Source organism: Pseudomonas capeferrum (genome assembly GCF_000731675.1).
Lineage (GTDB): Bacteria > Pseudomonadota > Gammaproteobacteria > Pseudomonadales > Pseudomonadaceae > Aquipseudomonas > Aquipseudomonas capeferrum.
Window position 1 is genome coordinate 765,317 of the sequence record NZ_JMIT01000003.1, and the last position, 14,568, is coordinate 779,884.

Below are 14,568 nucleotides of genomic sequence, written 5' to 3' on the forward strand. Positions count from 1 at the left end.
AGCCCATTACTCAATCAATGACGTGGAAGTTGCTCCATGGGGCAATTTCTTGTTCGAGATAATTGCACCCGCAGAAATTTCACTCATTAACGCTTGTTGGCGAAGAGATATAGCCCTACCACCAGCCCGACGGCACACAGCCCCGCCACATAATAAGCCGGCGCCATTGGGCTGACCTTCAACAGCGCGGTTACCACCATCGGCGTCAATCCACCGAAGATGGCGTAGGCCATGTTGTAGGAGAACGACAAGCCGCTGAAACGCACCACCGGCGGGAAGGCCTTGACCATCACGTAGGGCACGGCGCCGACGATACCGACGCACAGACCGGTCAGCGCATACAGCGGGAACAACAGGTCGGGGCGGGTTGGCAGGCTGTGGTAGAAGGTCCAGGAGCTGGCCAGCAGCAGCAGGCTGCCAACGATGAATACGCGCCCGGCGCCGAAGCGGTCGGCCAGGCGGCCGGCAGCGATGCAGCCGAGGCTGAGCAGGACGATGGCCAGGCTGTTGGCCTTGAGCGAGTCGGTCGGGCTGACCTGATAGAAGCTCTGCAGCAGCGCCGGTGTCATCAGGATCACCACCACGATGCCGGCCGACAGCAGCCAGGTCAGCAGCATCGACAGGACGATCGCGCCACGGTGGTCACGCAGCACCGCACGCAGGGGCAACTCTTCGGCCAGGGCCTTGCGCTGCTGCATCTCGGCGAACACCGGGGTTTCGTGCAACCAGCGGCGCAGGTACACCGAGAACAGGCCGAACACCCCCCCCAGCAGGAACGGGATACGCCAAGCGTAATCGGCCACTTCGCCAGGGGTATAGACACTGTTGATCAGCGTGGCGACCAGCGAGCCGAGCAAGATGCCCGAAGTCAGGCCGGCCGTCAGCGTGCCGCAGGCGTAACCGGTATTGCGTGCAGGGACGTGCTCGGAGACGAACACCCAGGCCCCCGGCACCTCACCGCCAATCGCCGCGCCCTGGATCACGCGCATCAACAGCAGCAAGATCGGCGCCCACAGGCCGATCTGTGCATAAGTGGGCAACAGGCCCATGATCAGGGTCGGCAGGGCCATCATGAAGATGCTCAGGGTGAACATCTTCTTGCGCCCCAGCAGGTCGCCGAAGTGCGCCATGACGATGCCACCCAGTGGCCGCGCCAGGTAGCCGGCAGCGAAAATGCCGAAGGTCTGCATCAGGCGTAGCCATTCAGGCATGTCGGCCGGGAAGAACAGCTTGCCGACCACCGTGGCGAAGAACACGAAGATGATGAAGTCGTAGAACTCCAGGGCACCGCCCAGTGCGGACAATGAAAGGGTCTTGTAGTCGCTGCGGGTCAGCGGCCGCGAAGGCTGCTCGATACTGCTCGGCACGGAGGTCATCGGTCTTTCTCTTGTAGGTCATGCAGGCCGCTGGGTGCGCGACTTCTGGATTGGTAGACGGGCGAAGATAGCAAATTGCCGAGCCGCGCCGAAAGCGATACAAAATCCATACAGATATTCATGAATGCGCGGTCGTCGCTGGCCGTTATGCTCTATATACTGGCCATTCGTAGGAAAAGGTTGCTCCTAGCGTGGGATGTTGTGCGAAAACGCCGGTCTTTATGTCAGGCGGTTTCGCAGAGTTTCCCTACGGCCGCCCAGTGAAACGAAATCGGCGTAGTATGTTTCCAGCTGAATCGTTTACCCGGCCTTTGCGCCACACCAACGAAAAGCGTCACGGGTCAGAGGCCCCATCGCATGATTGAGCTCGAACAAGAAGATCCAATCCCGCAAGGCGACCTGGCCTTGCAGATCACCGCACTCCCTCGTGAGACCAACGGCTTCGGCGACATCTTTGGCGGCTGGCTGGTTGCCCAGATGGACCTGGCCGGCACCGCCATGGCCAGCCGCGTCGCTGGCGGCCGTGTGGCCACGGTGGCCATCGACCGCATGGCCTTCCTGGTCCCGGTAGCCGTGGGCGCGCAGCTGTCGTTCTATACCCAGACCCTGGAGATCGGCCGCAGCTCGATCCAGATGATGGTCGAAGTCTGGAGCGACGACCCGCTGTCCAGCGAATGGCGCAAGGTGACCGAAGCGGTCTTCGTGTTCGTCGCCATCGATGGCAGTGGCCGCACCCGCTCTGTGCCTCGTCGCTAAGCCCGGCCAGCGGTAAACTCATTGCATGTGCCCGGGTCCAAGGCCCACTGGCAATCAATGAGACGAACGTAATGGCTACCTTCAAGGTCGACACCGAGCAACACGGCGAACTCAACTGCTGGCGCATCACCAGCGAGCGGGCCGAACTACTGATCGCCCAGCAGGGCGCGCAGATCCTCAGCTACCAGCGTGTGGGCGAACCGCCGCTGCTGTGGCTGAGCGATCAGGCCATTTTCCGCCAGGGCAAATCGGTACGCGCCGGTGTACCGGTGTGCTGGCCCTGGTTCGGCAACCTGCAGCGCAACCCCCAGGCCGTGCAGGCCATGTACTGCGGCGAGCAAGCGCCCGCCCACGGCCTGGCGCGCGCGCGTGAGTGGCAGTTGCTGGGTATCGAGGAAGTGGGCGATGGCCTGCGCATCGAGTTCGAACTGCCCGAAGCCCAGGGCGACCTGCCCGGCTGGCCCCATGATGTGCAGCTGAAACTGGTGGTGGAACTCGGCGAGCGCCTGGCGCTGAGCCTGACCAGCCGCAACATGGGCAATACCCCTGTCACCCTCAGCCAGGCCCTGCACAGCTACTTTGCGGTGAGCGATGTGCGCCAGGCGCGGGTCGAAGGGGTCGAGGGGCTGGGCTATATCGAGACCCTGGCTGACTGGGAACAGCGCCAGCAGCAAGGGCCGCTGGGGTTTGCCGGGGAGACCGACCGAATTTACCTCGCCACCCCGCAAACCCTGAGCATTGTCGACCCGCATTGGCAGCGGCGGATTACCTTGACCAGCAGCGGCTCACGCTCGGCGGTGATCTGGAACCCGTGGACCGAGCGGGCCCGGGAGCTGGCGGACATGGCCGATGACGGATGGCAGCGGATGCTGTGCATCGAGACGGCCAATGTGTGGGATGACGTGGTGGAGCTGAGGCCTGGGGCGACTTGCTCGCTGAGTGTCAGTATCGGCAGTGAAGCCATCTGAGCCTTGCGGTGACTTTGCCGGCCTCTTCGCGGTGCGGCGATCCGACTTGCCCCGCGAGGAGGCCGGTACAGGCAACCTCAGAGATCAGCTTCTTCCACCACCCTCACCTTCTGCGCATCCAAGGCATAGGCTGCATCGGCCAGGTCGTTGCTGACCTTCTCCACCTTCAACGCCCCGCTGACCCACAGCGGCGTGTAGATATCATCAATCTTCAGCCCCTTCGGATAACGCACCAGCACCAGCTGGTTCGGTGGCGGTGGCGGCACATGGATGCACGCGCCAGGGTATGGCACCAGGAAGAACAAGGTGCTGTTGCCCTTGGCATCGCTTTCCAGCGGCACCGGGTAGCCGCCCAGGCGGATGTCCTTGCCGTTCATGGCCGCCACGGTCTTGGTCGAGTACATCACCGCCGGCAAGCCCTTGCTCTGCTTGAGGCCGCCTTTGTCGGTGAAGGTGCCTAGGGCCTCCGGCGAGTCGTGATCGATTTCGGGCATCTGTTCGAGAGCCTTCTGGTCCGACTTGGGCATCAGCTCCAGCCAGTCGGTTTCAGGCAGCTCGGCACGGGCCAGGGTGCTGGCCAGAAGCAAGGGGATGAGAAAAAAGGCACGCATGGCAATGCTCGGCAACTCGGATGAATTGCCGGGCATTCTAAACGGTATTCAGCGCTTTCTGATCAATCCGTAGATCACCAGAAGGACGACGGCACCGACCAGTGCCCCCAAGAAACCTGCCGCCTGCCCGGCCTGATAAATGCCCAGCGCCTGGCCGCCGTAGGTGGCGAGCAAGGAGCCTGCGATACCCAGCAGGATGGTCATGATCCAGCCCATGCTGTCGTCCCCTGGCTTGATGAAACGCGCCAGCAGCCCGACGATAAGGCCTATGAAGATGGTCCCGATGATGCCCATGGCAATCCCTCTGCAGTGAAAATGGAACAAGCCAAAGCCTAGACAGCGCTTTGACTTGTTGCCATTTCAGAGGGCAGGTAGCACGCAGAAGTTCGATCAGCTGGCGATCAAAGCCTCTACCTCGGCGATCTTGCGCTCGAGGGTGGCCATGTCATGGCAGCGCAGGGTGGCATGGCCAACCTTGCGCCCGACCTTGAAAGCCTTGCCGTAGTGGTGCAGGTGGCAGTCGCCGATGGCAACCACCTTGTCCACCGCTGGCACTTCGCCGATGAAGTTGAGCATGGCGCTCTCACCGACCTTGGCGGTTGAACCCAACGGCAGGCCGGCCACGGCACGCAGGTGGTTCTCGAACTGGCTGCACTCGGCGCCTTCGATGGTCCAGTGCCCGGAATTGTGCACACGCGGGGCGATTTCGTTGGCCTTCAGGCCACCGTCAACTTCGAAGAACTCGAAGGCCATCACGCCCACGTAGTCCAGCTGCTGCAGCACGCGGCCGACGTAGTCTTCGGCCAGGGCCTGCAGCGGGTGCGCTGCGCTGGCCACCGACAGGCGCAGGATGCCGCTGTCGTGGGTGTTGTGCACCAACGGATAGAAGCGGGTTTCACCGTCGCGGCCACGCACGGCCACCAGCGAGACTTCGCCGGTGAACGGCACGAAGCCTTCCAGCAGGCAGGGCACGCTGCCCAGCTCGGCGAAGGTATCGACCACGTCTTCAGCGCTGCGCAAGACCTTCTGACCCTTGCCGTCGTAGCCCAGGGTGCGGGTCTTGAGCACGGCCGGCAGGCCGATGCTGGCGACTGCCGCGTCCAGGTCGGCCTGGGAGAGAATGTCGGCGAAGGCCGGGGTGGGGATGCCCAGGTCGCGGAACATGCTCTTCTCGAACAGCCGGTCACGGGCAATGCGCAGTGCCTCGGCACTGGGGTAGACCGGGACGAACTGCGAGAGAAACGCTACGGTCTCGGCCGGAACGCTTTCGAACTCGAAGGTCACCAGGTCGACTTCGTCGGCCAGCTGGCGCAGATGGTCCTGGTCACCGTAGTCGGCGCGCAGGTGCTCGCCCAGCGGCGCGGCGCAAGCATCAGGTGCCGGGTCGAGGAAAGCGAAGTTCATGCCCAGCGGAGTACCCGCCAGAGCCAGCATGCGGCCGAGCTGGCCACCACCGATTACACCGATCTTCATGGGGTCAGCCTCAAGCCTGGCGCGGGTCTGGATTGTCCAGCACGGTGTCGGTCTGTTCCGTGCGGAACTGCTTGAGCGCCGCGTGGTACTGCGGGTACTTGGCGCCCAGGATGCTCGCCGACAGCAGTGCCGCGTTGATCGCGCCAGCCCGGCCGATGGCCAGGGTCGCGACCGGTACGCCGGCAGGCATCTGCACGATCGACAGCAGCGAATCGACGCCCGACAGCATCGACGACTGGACCGGCACGCCCAGCACCGGCAGGTGGGTCTTGGCGGCGCACATGCCTGGCAGGTGGGCTGCGCCACCGGCACCGGCGATGATCACCTCGATGCCACGGCCTTCGGCCTCTTCGGCATACTGGAACAGCAGATCCGGAGTACGGTGGGCGGAAACCACCTTCACTTCGTAGGGAATGCCGAGTTTTTCCAGCATATCGGCGGTGTGGCTAAGGGTGGACCAATCGGACTTGGAGCCCATGATCACGCCAACCAGTGCACTCATCGTCGAGCCTCTTCGCTTGTGCGCCCTTGGGCGCGTCAAAAAACAACAAGCCACGCGGGACGACCGGCGTGGCTTGTTTGCTGATCAGGACCGGAGCTATCCGGTCGAAAGGCCGCGCAGTATACCGTAACCCAGGGCGATGCTGGCACCCCCGGCGACCAACTGTCGGCCCTATTTTTCGGGGCTTTGGCTGACTTTTGGGTCAACCGCCGCTGCACCTTCGAGCTTGCGCCACAGCAAGCGCACGTTGGCCTTGCGCACCAGGGCGCAGCGGTACAGGCGGATTTCCAGGGGGACATGCCATTGGCTGCCACCACAGATCGCCAGCTCGCCCCGTTCCAGCTCGCCGCGCATCGACAGGCGTGGCACCCAGGCGATGCCCATGCCTTCCAGCGCCATGCTCTTGAGGCTGTCGGCCATGGCGGTTTCATAAACGGTGGTGTAGCGCAGGTTGCGCTGGCGCAGCAGCAGGTTGACCGACCGGCCGAGGAAGGCGCCGGCGGTATAGGCCAGCAGCGGCACACTGCCCTCGCCTTCCAGGTCGAACAATGGCTGCCCGCCGGCATCGACGGCACACACCGGCAACATTTCGGTGTTGCCCATGTGCAGCGAGGGGAAGATTTCGGCGTCCATCTGCAGCGCGGCGTCGGGGTCATAGAAGGCCAGCATCAGGTCGCAACCCCCTTCACGCAGGGCATGCACCGCATCCCCGACGTTAGTCGCAACCAGGCGGGTGGCGATGTTCAAGCCATCGTTGCGCAACTGGGCAACCCACCGCGGGAAGAACCCCGAGGCCAAGGAGTGTGCTGCTGCCACCTGGACAACTTCGCCCTGGCCACCTTCAAGGTGATGCAAATGGCGCAGAATTTCGCCCAACTGGTCGACAACGGTACGCGCTGTGACCAGAAAAAGCTGCCCGGCCTCGGTCAGCTCAATCGGCGTGCGGGAACGGTTCACCAGCTGCAGGCCCAAGGCTGCTTCCAGGCTGCGAATACGACGACTGAAGGCCGGTTGAGTGACGAAACGCCGTTCTGCCGCCTGCGAAAAACTGCGGGTGGCGGCCAGCGCGCTGAAGTCTTCCAGCCATTTGCTTTCCAGGTTCACGAAGCACATCTCCCGGCATGCACCAAAATGGAACACGCTCGAATGTCAATTGGCGTCACATGAAACACTATGCCGTTTGTGCATAGGTTAGCGTGCAACAGCATTGGCCGCAAAATCCTCTTCAGGCCTAGGATTAGCGCCATTCCGGCATGTGCCGGGTCAAATTCGAGATGATATACATCATGTCTTCCGCTGCATCGTTCCGCGTCGAAAAAGATCTGCTGGGTACCCTTGAAGTTCCTGCTGATGCCTACTACGGCATCCAGACCCTGCGCGCTGCCAACAACTTCCACCTCTCCGGTGTTCCGCTGTCGCACTACCCGAAACTGGTAGTCGGCCTGGCGATGGTCAAGCAGGCAGCTGCTGACGCCAACCGAGAGCTGGGGCACCTGAGCGATGCCAAGCACGCCGCCATCAGCGCCGCTTGCGGACGACTGATCAAGGGCGACTACCACGAGCAGTTCGTGGTGGACATGATTCAAGGCGGTGCTGGTACCTCTACCAACATGAACGCCAACGAAGTCATCGCCAACATTGCGCTGGAGGCCATGGGCCACCAGAAGGGTGAGTACCAGTACCTGCACCCGAACAACGACGTGAACATGGCGCAGTCGACCAACGACGCCTACCCGACCGCTATTCGTCTGGGTCTGCTGTTGGGTCATGACGCCCTGCTCGCCAGCCTCGACAGCCTGATCCAGGCCTTCGCTGCCAAGGGCAAGGAATTCGACCACGTACTGAAGATGGGCCGCACCCAGCTGCAGGACGCCGTGCCGATGACCCTGGGCCAGGAATTCCGCGCCTTCGCCACCACCATGACCGAAGACCTCAACCGTCTGCGTTCGCTGGCGCCAGAGCTGCTGACCGAAATCAACCTGGGTGGTACCGCCATCGGTACCGGCATCAACGCCGACCCTGGTTACCAGATGCTGGCCGTTCAGCGCCTGGCGACCATCAGCGGCCAGCCGCTGGTACCGGCTGCCGACCTGATCGAAGCCACCTCCGACATGGGCGCCTTCGTGCTGTTCTCCGGCATGCTCAAGCGTACCGCGGTCAAGCTGTCGAAGATCTGCAATGACCTGCGCCTGCTTTCCAGCGGCCCGCGTACCGGCATCAACGAGATCAACCTGCCAGCGCGTCAGCCAGGCAGCTCGATCATGCCAGGCAAGGTCAACCCGGTTATCCCGGAAGCCGTCAACCAGGTGGCCTTCGCCATCATGGGCAACGACCTGGCCCTGACCGTCGCCGCCGAAGGTGGCCAGCTGCAGCTGAACGTGATGGAGCCGCTGATCGCCTACAAGATCTTCGATTCGATCCGCCTGCTCCAGCGCGCCATGGACATGCTGCGCGAGCACTGCATCGTCGGTATCACTGCCAACGAACAGCGCTGCCGTGAACTGGTCGAGCACTCGATCGGCCTGGTCACCGCCCTGAACCCTTACATCGGCTACGAAAACGCCACCCGTATCGCCCGCGTTGCCCTGGAAACAGGCCGCGGTGTGCTGGAACTGGTGCGCGAAGAGAAGCTGCTGGACGAAGAGATGCTCAACGACATCCTGCGTCCGGAAAACATGATCGCACCGCGTCTGGTTCCGCTGAAGGCGTAACCGACCGCTTCACCTGTCTCACCAGGTCGAGGGACTAGACACCTCTCAACCTTTCAAAGGCCCGAGCGCATGCTTCGGGCCTTTTTTTTGCCTGCGCGTTTCGAGCCGCCGTGCAACCTGCGCATCCCGGCACACAACTTGCTCCATAATGCATCCCACCCAACGGGATACCGAGCATGCTGCACAGCCACCTGACCACCCTCAACGCGGTTTCGCTGATCCTCAACGTCTTCCAGGCAGAGGGTTGCGAGGCGGCGGCCTTGCTGGCCGGCAGCGGCATCGGCCCGGCGGACCTGGGGCATGCCGACGCACGCATCACCACCCAGCAAGAGCTGCAAGTGTGTGCCAATGCCGTTGCCCGGCGTGAAGACATCGGCCTGGAGCTGGGCCAGCGCATGCATGTGTCGTGCTATGGCATGCTCGGTTACGCCCTGCTCTCCAGTGCCACTTTGGGTGACGCCCTGCGCCTGGCACTGCGCTTTCCGGCACTGCTGGGAACAGTCTTCGAGCTACGCCTGATCGACGATGGCCAGCGCGTCTGGCTCAGCGCCAGCGACTACCGTGACAGCCCCGCGCTGACCGCCTTCAACGCCGAGTTCTGCCTGGTCTCGCTGAAAGTGATCTGCGACGACCTGCTTGGCCGTCCACTGCCGCTGCTCGGCACCCGTTTCGAACATGCCCGGCCGGGCTACCACAGCCTATATACCCGTGCCTTCCAGTGCCCGATCGGCTTCGCTGCCGAGGACAACGCCTTTGCCTTCGAACGGCGTTGGCTGGACATGCCGCTACCGTTGGCCGACCCCATCACCCACAAAGCCATGGGCGAGCGCTGCCGGCGCCTGAACCTGGAGTTCACAGGGCGCCAGGCCTGGCTCGGGCGAATTCGCCAACTACTGGCCCAACAACTGGATGCAGCACCCGGGCTTGAGGGCCTGGCGCGGCAGATGAACTGCTCATCGCGGACCTTGCGCCGGCACCTGCAGGCACTGGGCAGCAGTTATCAACAGTTGCTCGATGAACTGCGCTTCGAGCGGGCCAAGCAGTTGCTGGCCGATGAGCACATGCCGATCTACCGCATTGCCGAAACCTTGGGGTTCAGCGAAACGGCCAGCTTCCGCCATGCCTTCCAACGCTGGAGCGGAGTGGCGCCTAGCCATTTTCGCGGGTAAGCCCGCAAAAGTGGCCAGCGAGCTTGGCCACATCGATCCCCTTTTGGCCGTTTGCGTCGTTCTCCCTGGCAGGGCCTGCACTGAAAATGGGCCCACGCCAGTTCAACCGGAGAACAACAATGCTGACGATCTATTCCGATGACCACCGCCTGCACCACGGCCGCTGCGAGCTGATCGACGGCAAGCTGATGCCCTGCTTCGAAATGCCCTCGCGCGCCGACCATGTGCTCGATCAAGTGAACAAACGCCAACTCGGCGATGTACAGGGCCCAACCGACTTCGGCCGTGCACCGCTGCTGCGAATCCACAGCGCCGATTACCTGGACTTCTTCGAGGGCGCCTGGGCGCGCTGGGCCGCACTGGGCCACGACGGCGACCTGCTGCCCTTCACCTGGCCAGCCCGCACCCTGCGCCAGCTAAAACCCACCGGCCTGCATGGTGAACTCGGCTACTACAGCTTCGACGCAGGCGCACCGATCACAGCCGGTACCTGGCAGGCTGCCTACAGCGCCGCCCAGGTCGCACTCACCGCCCAGGCGGCGATCCAGCAAGGCGCCCATTCGGCATTCGCCCTGTGTCGCCCACCAGGGCATCATGCCGCCGCCGAAGTCATGGGCGGCTACTGCTACCTCAACAATGCCGCCATCGCCGCCCAGGCCTTCCTTGACCAGGGCCGCCGCAGAGTCGCCATCCTCGACGTCGACTACCACCACGGCAACGGCACCCAGGACATCTTCTACGCCCGCAACGATGTGTTGTTTGCCTCGATTCATGGCGATCCGCAAGCCGAGTTCCCGTTCTTCCTCGGTTACGCCGACGAAACCGGCGAAGGGGCCGGCGAAGGCTGCAACATCAACTACCCTTTGCCGGCCGGCAGTGACTGGGCAGCCTGGAGCGCCGCACTGGAGGACGCCTGCCAGCGCATCGCCGACTACGACGCCGATGTGCTGGTGATCTCGCTGGGCGTGGACACCTTCAAGGACGACCCTATCTCGCAGTTCAAGCTGGACAGCCCGGACTACCTGGCGATGGGCAAGCGCATCGCCCAGCTCGGCAAGCCGACCCTGTTCGTGATGGAAGGCGGCTACGCTGTGGAAGAAATCGGTATCAACGCGGTCAATGTGCTGGAAGGCTTCCAGCACGCCCAGCCAGGAGCCCGGTAATGGCCCGACTCAAGCGTCTGCTCGCCCCGTTAATCGCTGCCACCCTGTTCACCGGTGCCCTGCAGGCCCAGGCCGAGCAGCGTACCTTGCGCGTCTACAACTGGTTCGACTACATCACCCCGCAGACCTTGGTCGACTTCCAGAAAGACAGCGGCGTGAAGCTGATCTACGACATTTTCGACACCAACGAGGCGCTGGAAGCCAAACTGCTTACCGGTAACTCCGGCTATGACGTGGTGGTGCCGTCCAACGTGTTCCTGGCCAAGCAGATCGAAGCCGGTGTGTTCCAGCCGCTGGACCGCAGCAAGCTGCCGAACTGGCAACACCTGGACCCGGCCCTGATGAAGCTGATCGAAGCCAACGACCCCGGCAACAAGTTTGCCGTGCCCTACATGTACGGCACCGTGCTGATTGGCTTTAACCCGGCGAAGGTCAAGGCGGCGCTCGGTGAAAACGCACCCGTGGACAGCTGGGACCTGATCTTCAAGGAAGAGAACATCGCCAAGCTCAAGCAGTGTGGCGTTGCCCTGCTCGATTCGCCTTCCGAGATTATGCCGCTGGCCCTGAAGTACCTGGGGCTGGACCCCAACAGCGCAAAGCCCGACGACTACAAGAAGGCCGAGGCGCTGTTGCTTAAGATTCGCCCGCACATCACCTACTTCCACTCTTCCAAATACATGGCCGACATCGCCAATGGCGATATCTGCGTGGCGGTGGGCTACAGCGGCAGCTTCTCGCAAGCCGCCAATCGGGCTCACGATGCGAAGAACGGCGTGGTGGTCGACATGCGCCTGCCCAAGGAAGGCGCGCCGATCTGGTTCGACATGCTGGCGATTCCGAAAAACGCCGCCAACCCGCAAGAGGCTCACACGTTCATCAACTACCTGCTGCGCCCCGAGGTGATAGCGCCGATCAGCGACTTTGTCGGGTACCCGAACCCGAACAAGGACGCGACCGACAAGGTCAGCCCAGCGATTCGCAATAACCCCAACCTGTACCCGACGGCAGAGGCGATGGCCAAGCTGTACACCCTCAAACCACTGCCACGTGATGCCGAACGGGCACGCACCAGAGCCTGGACCCGCATCAAGTCCGGCACCTGAGCCGTGGCGGGGTCGCTAGGCGGCCCCGCTCACTTTTTCCAGGCCCGGCGCAAGCGCATCAGCGCATTGGCAATGTCGGCCTCTGGCACTGCGGCAAACCCCAGCACCAACCCCGCACGGTTATCCACAGCCACCTGGCTGTCTTCCAGCCAATAGCTACTCAGCGGATTTACCTCAACCCCTACCGCTTCTGCCGTGGCGACCAGTTCTTGCTCGCGCGCAAAGTTATCCACATCCACCTTCACATGCAGCCCCGCCGCTACTTCCGGCATACCACCCAACCCAGGCACACCCAGCGGCCAACCAGCCTTGAGTACATTGCGCCGGCTCAACGCCGCCCGGCGCATACGCCGGATGTGGCGCTGGAAATGCCCCTGGGCCATGAACTCGGCCATCACGCACTGGCTGCCCACTTCCGAATGCCGCATGGCCAGCGCCCGCCCTTGGCTGAACGCCTGTACCAGGCGCGCAGGCAACACCAGGTAGCCCAGACGCAACGCGGGAAAGGCAATTTTGCCGAACGTGCCGACGTACAGCACCCGCCCCTGTCGGTCCAGCGCCGCCAGCGGTGCCAATGGCGCACCGCTGTAGCGGTACTCCCCATCGTAATCGTCTTCGATGATCCAGCCATCGTTGCGCTCGGCCCAGGCCAGCAATGCCAGGCGTCGCGCCAGGCTCATGGTCACCCCGGTGGGGTACTGATGCGCCGGCGTGACGTAGGCCAGGCGGCAGTCCGCCAGTTGTACGAGGCGCTCACAGTCCATGCCCTCTTCATCCACCGGTACGCCCATCACCTTGCCCCCTGCCACGGCAAAGGTATGCCCAGCGGCCCGATAGCCAGGGTTTTCCACAGCTACCCCCTCGCCAGGCTGCAACAGCAACTGTGCACAAAGGCTGATGGCCTGCTGTGCACCACTGGTGATCACAATTTGTTCAGCCGTGCACGAAAGGCCCCGTGAACGCCGCAGATAGGCCGCGATCAGCTCGCGAAGCTGCAGCTCACCCGCCGGGTCACCGTAACCCAGCTGCGCAGGGTCCGGGTTACGCCAGAAAGCCGCTTGCAGCTTGGCCCACACGTCAAACGGGAACAGATCGAAGGCCGGGATGCCGACCCTGAACGCACGTGGGGCGCCACTTCTAGGAACGGGCAAGTGGTTACTTTTCAGACGCTCAAGCGCCTCGCTGGAGCGCTCAGAGCTGGATAAATCCTCAGCATTTTCTAAAGAAAATGTGGATAACCCTGTTGATAACCCTAGGGATAACCCTGTGGACAGTTGTGTGGATAGTTTTTCAAGCTGAATCACATAGGTGCCGTCGCCCACCCGGCTTTCGATATACCCCTCGGCATACAACTGGTCATAGGCACGCACCACGCTGTTGCGCGACAGCGCCAGTATCGCCGCCAAGTCACGGCTGGCCGGCAATCGCGTACCACTGCTCAGGCGCCCATCCAACACCCGCGCACGCAAGGCCTGGTAGAGCTGCTGGCTGAGCCCGCGGCGGCGGTCGAGCACGATGCCAGCCGGGTCGAAAGGCAATATGAGGGGGCGCTTGTTCACCGTATTGGACCTATCAAATCAGCCATAAATGGATCTTACACAGAACCAATAGCCTGCCTAGGATGGAGCCATTCGACAAGGAACCCGCCATGTACAACAGCAAGCCCCACCAGGAACATGACCTAGCACGCCTGCACCGGCACATGGCCGATACGCGCCTCGCCGTCCTCATCAGCCACGGTGAACACGGCTTGCAGGCGACCCACCTGCCCGTCCTGGTCGACACCCAGCAAGGCGAGTTTGGCACGGTCTACGCGCACCTGGCCCGGGCCAACGTTCAGTGGCAAGACCTGCAGCAAGGCGCTGAAGCGCTGCTGGTGTTCCCCGGTGCCGACGCCTATGTCAGCCCGAGCTATTACCCCAGCAAGGCCGACAACCCCAAGGTGGTCCCCACCTGGAACTACCTGGCGGTGCACGCCTATGGCCCAGTCGAAGTCATCCACGAGGCCGAGCCGCTGCTGCAGATCGTCAGCCGCCTGACCGAGCGCCATGAGCACGGCCGCAGCGAACCCTGGAAAGTGTCCGACGCCCCCAGCGACTACCTTGAAGGCATGCTCCGCGCCATTGTCGGCATTCGCCTGCCGATCACGCGCCTGCAAGGGGCCCGCAAGCTCAGCCAGAACCGTTCGGCCGAGGACATCGCCGGGGTGCGTCAAAGCCTCGGCGACAGTGCCGACTACCAGGACAACCAACTTGCAGCGCACATGCGCCAACTCTGAAGGAAAAGCCCATGCCCAGCGTCACTCTGCGCCCCGTGAGCGCCAACGACCATCCCGCCTGGCTTGACCTGTGGCAGGCTTACCTGCGCTTCTATGAGACCGAATTGCCCGAAGCGGTCAGCACCAGCACCTGGCAGCGCCTGCTGGACAGCCACGAGCCGACCCACTCTGCCCTGGCCTGGGTCGATGGCAAGGCAGTGGGGATGGTCAACTGGATCTACCATCGTTCCAACTGGAGCATCGAGAACTCATGCTACCTGCAGGACCTCTATGTGGATGGCACGCAACGCGGCCTGGGCATCGGTCGCCAGCTGATCGAGCATGTCTACGCCACCGCCAAGGCGGCCGGCTGTGCCAAGGTGCACTGGCTGACCCACGAAACCAACGCCACCGCCATCAGCCTGTACCAGCAGGTTGCCGAGCGGCCGGGCTTCATTCAATTCCGCAAAGGGTTGTAG

The 14,568-nt window shown here is 62.9% G+C and carries 15 protein-coding genes; 8 read left to right on the forward strand and 7 right to left on the reverse strand.

Translation table 11 applies throughout. The annotated features are described in order from the left end of the window. Positions 1 to 86: 86 nt before the first annotated feature. Entirely contained in the window at positions 87 to 1,376 is a 1,290-nt protein-coding gene (locus PC358_RS21090) for an MFS transporter (RefSeq protein WP_033702373.1), read from the reverse strand. Between the two features lie 357 nt (positions 1,377 to 1,733). Here PC358_RS21090 and PC358_RS21095 point away from each other — a divergent pair, with 357 nt between their 5' ends. Both PC358_RS21095 and PC358_RS21100 read left to right on the forward strand, forming a co-directional pair. Next, complete coding sequence (locus PC358_RS21095; protein ID WP_003253317.1) at positions 1,734 to 2,132, forward strand: acyl-CoA thioesterase; 399 nt, start codon at positions 1,734 to 1,736, stop codon at positions 2,130 to 2,132. A 71-nt stretch (positions 2,133 to 2,203) separates the two neighbouring features. Continuing rightward, a complete protein-coding gene (locus PC358_RS21100; RefSeq protein WP_033702375.1) occupies positions 2,204 to 3,100 on the forward strand; it encodes a D-hexose-6-phosphate mutarotase in 897 nt (298 codons plus the stop codon). Positions 3,101 to 3,177: 77 nt separating this feature from the next. On the opposite strand, the gene PC358_RS21105 is transcribed toward PC358_RS21100, so the two are convergent. The 5 genes from PC358_RS21105 to PC358_RS21125 all read right to left on the reverse strand — a co-directional run bounded on the left by PC358_RS21105 (position 3,178) and on the right by PC358_RS21125 (position 6,790). Beyond that, the gene (locus tag PC358_RS21105; protein WP_162181159.1) at positions 3,178 to 3,711 is read right to left on the reverse strand and encodes a DUF3299 domain-containing protein; all 534 of its coding nucleotides are present in this window, start codon (positions 3,709 to 3,711) and stop codon (positions 3,178 to 3,180) included. Positions 3,712 to 3,759: 48 nt separating this feature from the next. Then, on the reverse strand, positions 3,760 to 4,005 hold the full coding sequence (locus PC358_RS21110) for a GlsB/YeaQ/YmgE family stress response membrane protein (protein WP_033702379.1): 246 nt from the start codon (positions 4,003 to 4,005) through the stop codon (positions 3,760 to 3,762). Positions 4,006 to 4,101: 96 nt separating this feature from the next. Continuing rightward, positions 4,102 to 5,184: a 5-(carboxyamino)imidazole ribonucleotide synthase gene (locus PC358_RS21115; protein ID WP_033702381.1), complete on the reverse strand. Its 1,083-nt coding sequence runs from the start codon at positions 5,182 to 5,184 to the stop codon at positions 4,102 to 4,104. A gap of 10 nt (positions 5,185 to 5,194) precedes the next feature. Further along, positions 5,195 to 5,686, reverse strand: coding sequence for a 5-(carboxyamino)imidazole ribonucleotide mutase (gene purE / locus PC358_RS21120; protein ID WP_016489856.1), 492 nt, complete (start codon positions 5,684 to 5,686; stop codon positions 5,195 to 5,197). Between the two features lie 171 nt (positions 5,687 to 5,857). Further along, a complete protein-coding gene (locus PC358_RS21125) occupies positions 5,858 to 6,790 on the reverse strand; it encodes a LysR substrate-binding domain-containing protein (protein WP_077068706.1) in 933 nt (310 codons plus the stop codon). 182 nt (positions 6,791 to 6,972) lie between these two features. On the opposite strand from PC358_RS21125, the gene aspA reads away from it, so the two are divergent. From aspA to PC358_RS21145, 4 genes are all read left to right on the forward strand, one after another. Continuing rightward, positions 6,973 to 8,397 (forward strand): aspartate ammonia-lyase, encoded by a 1,425-nt coding sequence (aspA, locus tag PC358_RS21130; RefSeq protein ID WP_033702596.1) that lies wholly within the window; start codon positions 6,973 to 6,975, stop codon positions 8,395 to 8,397. A gap of 176 nt (positions 8,398 to 8,573) precedes the next feature. Beyond that, positions 8,574 to 9,566, forward strand: coding sequence for an AraC family transcriptional regulator (locus PC358_RS21135; protein ID WP_033702385.1), 993 nt, complete (start codon positions 8,574 to 8,576; stop codon positions 9,564 to 9,566). Between the two features lie 119 nt (positions 9,567 to 9,685). Then, on the forward strand, positions 9,686 to 10,729 hold the full coding sequence (locus tag PC358_RS21140) for a histone deacetylase family protein (RefSeq protein WP_033702387.1): 1,044 nt from the start codon (positions 9,686 to 9,688) through the stop codon (positions 10,727 to 10,729). After that, entirely contained in the window at positions 10,729 to 11,832 is a 1,104-nt protein-coding gene (locus PC358_RS21145; protein WP_033702389.1) for a polyamine ABC transporter substrate-binding protein, read from the forward strand. Before PC358_RS21140 ends, PC358_RS21145 begins: the two co-directional genes overlap by 1 nt. Positions 11,833 to 11,861: 29 nt before the next feature. Here the strand turns inward: PC358_RS21145 and pdxR are convergent, their stop codons facing one another. Next, complete coding sequence (pdxR, locus tag PC358_RS21150) at positions 11,862 to 13,391, reverse strand: MocR-like pyridoxine biosynthesis transcription factor PdxR (RefSeq protein WP_033702391.1); 1,530 nt, start codon at positions 13,389 to 13,391, stop codon at positions 11,862 to 11,864. An 89-nt stretch (positions 13,392 to 13,480) separates the two neighbouring features. Here pdxR and PC358_RS21155 point away from each other — a divergent pair, with 89 nt between their 5' ends. Both PC358_RS21155 and PC358_RS21160 read left to right on the forward strand, forming a co-directional pair. Continuing rightward, positions 13,481 to 14,110, forward strand: a complete 630-nt coding sequence (locus tag PC358_RS21155; protein WP_033702393.1) for an FMN-binding negative transcriptional regulator — start codon at positions 13,481 to 13,483, stop codon at positions 14,108 to 14,110. 11 nt (positions 14,111 to 14,121) lie between these two features. Beyond that, positions 14,122 to 14,568 (forward strand): GNAT family N-acetyltransferase, encoded by a 447-nt coding sequence (locus tag PC358_RS21160; RefSeq protein WP_033702394.1) that lies wholly within the window; start codon positions 14,122 to 14,124, stop codon positions 14,566 to 14,568.

Excerpts from the sequence above, each read along its gene's own strand:
- PC358_RS21145 (WP_033702389.1), top strand. The coding sequence starts at position 10,729 with ATGGCCCGACTCAAGCGTCTGCTCGCCCCGTTAATCGCTGCCACCCTG.
- aspA (WP_033702596.1), top strand. The coding sequence starts at position 6,973 with ATGTCTTCCGCTGCATCGTTCCGCGTCGAAAAAGATCTGCTGGGTACC.
- PC358_RS21140 (WP_033702387.1), top strand. The coding sequence starts at position 9,686 with ATGCTGACGATCTATTCCGATGACCACCGCCTGCACCACGGCCGCTGC.
- PC358_RS21110 (WP_033702379.1), bottom strand. The coding sequence starts at position 4,005 with ATGGGCATCATCGGGACCATCTTCATAGGCCTTATCGTCGGGCTGCTG.
- PC358_RS21095 (WP_003253317.1), top strand. The coding sequence starts at position 1,734 with ATGATTGAGCTCGAACAAGAAGATCCAATCCCGCAAGGCGACCTGGCC.
- purE (WP_016489856.1), bottom strand. The coding sequence starts at position 5,686 with ATGAGTGCACTGGTTGGCGTGATCATGGGCTCCAAGTCCGATTGGTCC.
- PC358_RS21155 (WP_033702393.1), top strand. The coding sequence starts at position 13,481 with ATGTACAACAGCAAGCCCCACCAGGAACATGACCTAGCACGCCTGCAC.
- PC358_RS21090 (WP_033702373.1), bottom strand. The coding sequence starts at position 1,376 with ATGACCTCCGTGCCGAGCAGTATCGAGCAGCCTTCGCGGCCGCTGACC.
- PC358_RS21115 (WP_033702381.1), bottom strand. The coding sequence starts at position 5,184 with ATGAAGATCGGTGTAATCGGTGGTGGCCAGCTCGGCCGCATGCTGGCT.
- PC358_RS21135 (WP_033702385.1), top strand. The coding sequence starts at position 8,574 with ATGCTGCACAGCCACCTGACCACCCTCAACGCGGTTTCGCTGATCCTC.
- PC358_RS21100 (WP_033702375.1), top strand. The coding sequence starts at position 2,204 with ATGGCTACCTTCAAGGTCGACACCGAGCAACACGGCGAACTCAACTGC.
- PC358_RS21160 (WP_033702394.1), top strand. The coding sequence starts at position 14,122 with ATGCCCAGCGTCACTCTGCGCCCCGTGAGCGCCAACGACCATCCCGCC.
- PC358_RS21105 (WP_162181159.1), bottom strand. The coding sequence starts at position 3,711 with ATGCGTGCCTTTTTTCTCATCCCCTTGCTTCTGGCCAGCACCCTGGCC.